Source organism: Bacteroides sp. D20 (assembly GCF_003436255.1).
Lineage (GTDB): Bacteria > Bacteroidota > Bacteroidia > Bacteroidales > Bacteroidaceae > Bacteroides > Bacteroides uniformis.
Window position 1 is genome coordinate 445549 of sequence record NZ_QSOO01000001.1, and the last position, 6327, is coordinate 451875.

Below are 6327 nucleotides of genomic sequence, written 5' to 3' on the forward strand. Positions count from 1 at the left end.
GATGACTATGAAATTTAAGAATATATTAATGGCATTGGGCTTAGGCTCCATGTTGATGACTTCTTGTACGTTGGATGAAGAAGTATATACATTTATTTCAGGTGAAGACTTGTCTGCTGATGGTGAGTATGAACTGTTGGTAAATGGCGCTTACCAACCGTTGGCCTGGATGTTTGAATGGGGTAGTTATGATTCTGCTACTAATTATGATAATGACTATCAGACAGGGCCGGGTTGGGCTTTTAAAGAAACCGGTACCGGTAACTTTTATAACAATGGTAGTATAAATAATGTGTTTGCATATTATTCAACCGCCATTCATCGTGCCAATTACCACTATTATCTGATTGACAAGATGACCAATGTACCTGAGAAAGCCAAGAATAATGCGTTGGGTGAACTTCGTTTTCTCAAGGCATGGTCGGAGTTTGAATTAGTACGTCGTTTTGGTGGTATTCCTTTGTTTAAAACTTCTATTGGTGAAGGTAACAGCAGTTACCAGCCCAGAGCTTCCGTCAAGGAAGTGTATGAGGACATTATAGCCAATTTAAAGGAGGCTGAAACGTTGCTGATGCCTCGTACAGACTCGGATTATAAGAAAGGGCATGTATTTCGTGCGTCAGCCAAGTCGCTGTTGGCTTTAGTCTATGCTACGATTGGTTCTGCTTCGATGGAGAGTGGCAAAGTCATGGTAAAGGGTGGTCCCGGCAAGGTTACGAATCCGGATGGAACAGAATCGGCATTGATGCCTCAGGAAATCTGGCATAACAAGATTCGTCTTCCGGGATATGAAGAGTTCAATTCTCAGGAGTATTACAAACTGGCCAAAGAGAAAGCAGCCGAAGTGATTGCAGAAGGAGAGTGTGTGTTGGCTTCTAGTCAGAAAGAATTATGGAAAATCGACAATAAGAACGGGCCGGAATTCCTGTTTACATTACAGACTTATCCCGAAGGGGATAATCTTGCCGGAAACTATATCAGCGAATCGTATTACGGCTATTGGAAAGAGGATAGAACTCTGGGTTCTGGTTATTATACTTATCGCGATCACTGGCTACAGATGTTCGATGATTGGAAAGATGAACGTATTACATGGGGCATTCTGCACCGTTACCCCGATTCTTATAACGAAGAACTGGGCATTTATACCTGGCGTTACTACCCGTTGCGTGACAGTGTATACGTGAACCGTGAAGAGGCTCCGTATGCCGACCAGGGTATTGGAGCTTATCAGAAGACCGACCAGCCTACGTATGGTGCTTATTACGGTTCTCGTTTTACTAAGTTTACGGCAGTGACGGGTGAAATTGACGGTAATCGTAAAGACTTTAACTGGCCTTTTATGCGTTACGCAGAAGTGCTGTTACTGTATGCGGAAGCTGATAATGAATTGAATGGACCTACCCAAGATGCATTCTCTAAGATTGAATTGTTGAATAAGCGTAACAATAGTACGCTGGTAAGCAAGCGTCATGAGAAGATTCCGTTTACGAAAGAAACTTTCCGTTCGTTTATCTTGGAAGAGCGTGCTAAAGAGTTTGCAGTTGAGGGGAATCGTCGTACCGATTTGATTCGTTGGGGTATTTATTTATCGGTAATGAATGCTATCGGTATGGATGAAAACGGTAATTTGAAGAGACGTGAGGAGAAGCATTGGCTGATGCCCCTTCCGCCCGATGAAATTAACGGTAACCCTTATATTGAGAAAAATAATCCCGGATGGTAATCCTATTTATTAACTATATGATGAAAAATACAATGAAAAAGATATTGAGTTTTAGGAAGATGTATCTCGTCGGTGCTCTTCTTATGGGAATTTCTTGGACATCTTGCTCTGACGATAACGGAGTTGCACTTCCTATTGAACTGACCAATGTGACCACCATTGCTGATATGAATACCACCATTGAAGAAGCTGCTTTGGGGGATTTTATAGCTGTTCATGGAACCGGTTTGGATGTTCATAATATCGATTCTATTTTGATTGATGACATTAAGCTGGATATGCAAGAGGTATATACAGAAGATGATATTCTGTTTATAAAGATACCGGTAAAGCTGGCAACCAAGAAAACCGATAAAATAAGTATTTATAATACGGCCGGTTGTTTTGAAATTCCTTTTAAAACGGTAGCGCCCAATTTAAAGCTTTCCCGCATGTTCAATGAATATACGGCACCGGGTGATACGATTATGATTTATGGAGATTTCTTCAACCTCTATGAAATAGATTCGCTCAATGCTGTTGTCGATTTCAATGGAAAGGTATCTCCGGTCATTAAATCGGCTAATAATTATCTGACTGCTAAAGTACCGGTTGATGTAGATAAGAACATAAAAATTAAAGTGAAAGGGGTGAAGTATAATGTTGAGGCGGTATGCCCCGGACGTTACTACGATTGTGATTTTATGATTATGGACTTTGACGAATATTTGCCCAGTTCTATGACAAATGTGGTGACTGATGAGAAAGATCCACAACGGTTGAGCGGTAACTTCTTGAGAATAGATGATAAATCTGAATATAGCTCTTGGTGGTATATTGCAGAAAGAGGCGATATACCTTATACTGATGATATGTTAGGACTTGAATCATGTAAGAATTATGTGGTGAAATGTGAATTCCGCACATCCAATCAATTCATCAAGGACAGAATAAGGTTCTGTAATTATCTTTATTGGGCTGCTCCCACATGCGATTGGGTTGCTACAGACTTTAATATACAGAACTTCAACCGTTGGGAGACAATTACGTTGCCGTTTAATGTATATTTGTCAGAGGATTATCCGGACTACCATCCAGGTTCGTACACAAGCTTCAATATGCGTTTGGAGATAGATCCTGAGATAGCCCGTAATTTTGCATTCGATAATATTCGTATTTGTAGAAAAGGCGATTGATTGATGTGGTAATTGATCATTACGGATAATGGCCGCTTTTGGGGATTCGCGAATTGTGTTCCGAAGTGAACCCTATTCAGTCGTATACTGATTATAGCCCCTCTCAGAGTGTGCCCTGGAGGGGCTTTTTAAAAACATCGCATGCTGGTAGGGATTATTTACAATAAATTGGATCTTGCAGGCGAGTATAATCTCACTTGATTTTACAAAAAACACAAAGAAATGAAAATTAAAAAATGTGCAGCACTTATGGCTGCAATGTTGATGGGCGCTTGGAGCTTGCAGTCTTGCGACAACGGGCCTACTAAAGAAGTGTGGCTGGATGAATTCGGTCAAGATTCCTGTTATGTTCAGGACTGGGGAATGCTTGAAGTCAACCGTTCCGTAGTACATACTCCGCTTACAGTGAATGGAGTTGTTTATGAACGTGGACTTGGTGCCCATTCCATCAGCCGCCTGCTGTACGATTTGGATAGAAAGGCCGTTTCGATCTCCGGTTTGGCAGGAGCTGATGACAAGAACTTGTTTGCAGGCAAACTTCAGTTCAAGATTCTCGGTGACAAGAAGGAACTCTGGAAGAGTGGAGTGATGCAGAAAGGAGACCCAGTAAAAGAGTTTAATGTAAACCTGAAAGGGGTGGACAAAGTGCTGCTATTGGTAGAAGAATGTGGTGACGGCATTATGTACGACCATGCCGACTGGCTCAATGTGAAGATAACGACTCGTGGCGATGTGAAACCTGTTCCTGCGTGGGCAAAACCGGTGGCAAAGGAGAAGTATATCCTTACGCCTCCTGCTCCCGAAAGTCCGGTCATCAACAATCCGCTGGTCTATGGCGCACGTCCGGGTAATCCGTTCCTATGGTCTGTGATGGCTACCGGCAACCGCCCCATGAAGTTTGAGGCCGAAGGGCTTCCGGCTGGTGTGAAATTGGATGCTGTTACCGGTCGCATTACGGGTAAAGCCACAGTAGAGGGAGAGTATAAGGTAACGCTCAAAGCCACCAATGACAAAGGTACGGCCCAGAAAGAGGTAACTGTTAAAATAGGAGATGCCATAGCCTTGACTCCTTCTATGGGATGGAACAGTTGGAACTGTTGGGGGCTTTCTGTGAACGACGAGAAAGTGCGTGACGCAGCCCGCATGATGAACGAAAAACTGCATGCCTACGGATGGGAATACGTGAATATAGATGATGGTTGGGAAGCTGCGTCGCGTACCAAGCAGGGCGAGATACTTTCAAACGATAAATTCCCCGATTTCAAGGCATTGACAGACTATATTCATGGATTGGGCTTGAAGTTCGGTATTTATTCCTCACCGGGACATATCACTTGTGGCGGACATGTGGGCAGCTACCAGCACGAAGAAATTGATGCCAAGACATGGGAACGCTGGGGAGTGGATTATTTGAAATATGATTATTGCGGATATTTGGAGATAGAAAAAGATTCGGAGGAGAAGACTATTCAGGAACCCTATATCGTGATGCGCAAGGCATTGGATAAGGTGAACCGTGACATTGTTTACTGTGTGGGTTATGGCGCTCCCAATGTGTGGAACTGGGCACCGGAAGCAGGAGGAAACCAATGGCGCACTACTCGCGACATCACGGACGAATGGAATGTTGTGACAGCTATAGGTACTTTCCAGGATGTTTGTGCGGATGCTACGGCTCCGGGCAGAAACAATGACCCCGACATGCTGGTTGTTGGTAAGCTTGGTCAAGGCTGGGGAAGCAAAGTGCACGATTCATATCTTACGGCAGACGAACAGTACTCTCATATTTCTTTGTGGTGCCTTCTTTCTTCTCCTTTACTCATAGGTTGCGACATGGCAAATATGGACGATTTTACGCTGAATCTGCTGACCAACAACGAAGTGATAGCAGTCAGCCAAGACCCCATGGTGGCTCCCGCCAAGAAGATGATGGTAGAGAACGGCCAAGTATGGAGTAAAAAACTGTACGACGGTTCTTATGCGGTGGGCTTCTTCCATGTAGACCCTTATTTCATTCTTTGGGATCAGGAGGATGCTGAAGCTATGCAGATGAGAGAGTATGCTTTTGATTTTGATTTGAAACAGCTTGGCATTGAAGGAAAAGCAATGGTTCGTGACTTGTGGCGACAGAAAGACTTGGGAGAGGTGAACGGCATCTTCCGGACGGAAGTTCCCTATCACGGTGTCACCTTCGTGAAGATTACTCCTGCAAAATAGCAAACTATAAAATAGAGAGACGAATGAAAAAGTTAATTTTATCTTTGGTTTTTTTATCGGCTTTCACACTTCGGGGCTCTGCACAGTTGCAGGGCCTGGAAGTAGTGAAGGTACCGGAAGCACAGCAGCCTTATTCGGGCGAATATATTTATATCCCCGATGTGGAAGGATATAAAACTCTGAAGTGTGATTTTCATACCCACACCATCTTCTCCGATGGAGATATAAAACCTGAAAATCGGGTGTGGGAAGCTGCTATTCGCGGGCTGGATGTGATAGCCATTACCGACCATATAGAATATCGCCCCAATAAAGACTATATCAAGGCCGACCATAACGAATCTTACAAAAGGGCAAAGACTGTAGAGAAAGCTTCCAATCTGATAGTAATTCAGGGAGCCGAGATAACCCGTTCCAAGCCGATAGGGCACATCAATGCTCTCTTCTTGACGGATGCCAATGCGCTGGACGTGGAAGATCCTCTGAGAGCTGTTGACAACGCTTTGGAGCAAGGGGCCTTCATTATGTGGAATCATCCGGGGTGGCCTAACGACACAAGCACTTTATATAATGTCCATAAAGATTTGATTAAGCAAAAAAAGATACATGGAATAGAGGTGGTGAACGGCTTTGAGTACTATCCGAAAGCTTTTAATTACTGTAAGGAATACGGCCTGACATATATGGGAAATACCGATATACATGGCGTTTATAAGCAAACGTATCGTACGGACAAACAAAGTGGACCGATGACGATTGTATTTGCCAAAGAACGTTCTCAGGAAGGAGTGAAAGAAGCTCTCCTTGCCGGGCGTTCGGTAGTGAAGTTCGGGGATATACTGATAGGCTCTGAGAAGAACCTGCTATCTCTGGTCAAGGCGTGCCTCTCTTATGAAGTGAAGGAGGTGAAAGGCAATCAGGCTCTGGTGAAAGTGACGAACAAGTCGACATTGAACTTTGAAATTCTACTGGACAACAAGGCTGGTACTATCCTTGGCAATGCTACAGTAGAGATTAAGGTAAGGCTGGATGATAAAGTAAAGTTTACTACTACACACATCACGGATGATAGCCGGTTGGTGATTGATATAGCATCATTGCGATAGTGGTTTTATAAGACCGATAATCTGATATTTAAGGAACCATTGATTTTGTGTTTGCTGAATTCAACTTGCAAATGCAACAGAATTCTGATTAATAATTTGTTTA

The 6327-nt window shown here is 43.4% G+C and carries 4 protein-coding genes; all 4 read left to right on the forward strand.

Annotation, left to right across the window (positions count from 1 at the left end; all coding sequences use genetic code 11):
- Positions 1 to 7: 7 nt before the first annotated feature.
- Positions 8 to 1726 carry a RagB/SusD family nutrient uptake outer membrane protein gene (locus DXD78_RS01810; protein ID WP_009037091.1) on the forward strand — a complete coding sequence of 573 codons (1719 nt, stop codon included), beginning with the start codon at positions 8 to 10 and terminating at the stop codon, positions 1724 to 1726.
- 32 nt (positions 1727 to 1758) lie between these two features.
- Positions 1759 to 2901 carry a glycan-binding surface protein gene (locus DXD78_RS01815; RefSeq protein WP_034523353.1) on the forward strand — a complete coding sequence of 381 codons (1143 nt, stop codon included), beginning with the start codon at positions 1759 to 1761 and terminating at the stop codon, positions 2899 to 2901.
- A gap of 249 nt (positions 2902 to 3150) precedes the next feature.
- A complete protein-coding gene (locus DXD78_RS01820) occupies positions 3151 to 5118 on the forward strand; it encodes an NPCBM/NEW2 domain-containing protein (protein WP_009037090.1) in 1968 nt (655 codons plus the stop codon).
- Positions 5119 to 5141: 23 nt separating this feature from the next.
- Positions 5142 to 6224: a CehA/McbA family metallohydrolase gene (locus DXD78_RS01825; RefSeq protein ID WP_009037089.1), complete on the forward strand. Its 1083-nt coding sequence runs from the start codon at positions 5142 to 5144 to the stop codon at positions 6222 to 6224.
- The last annotated feature ends 103 nt before the right edge of the window (positions 6225 to 6327 follow it).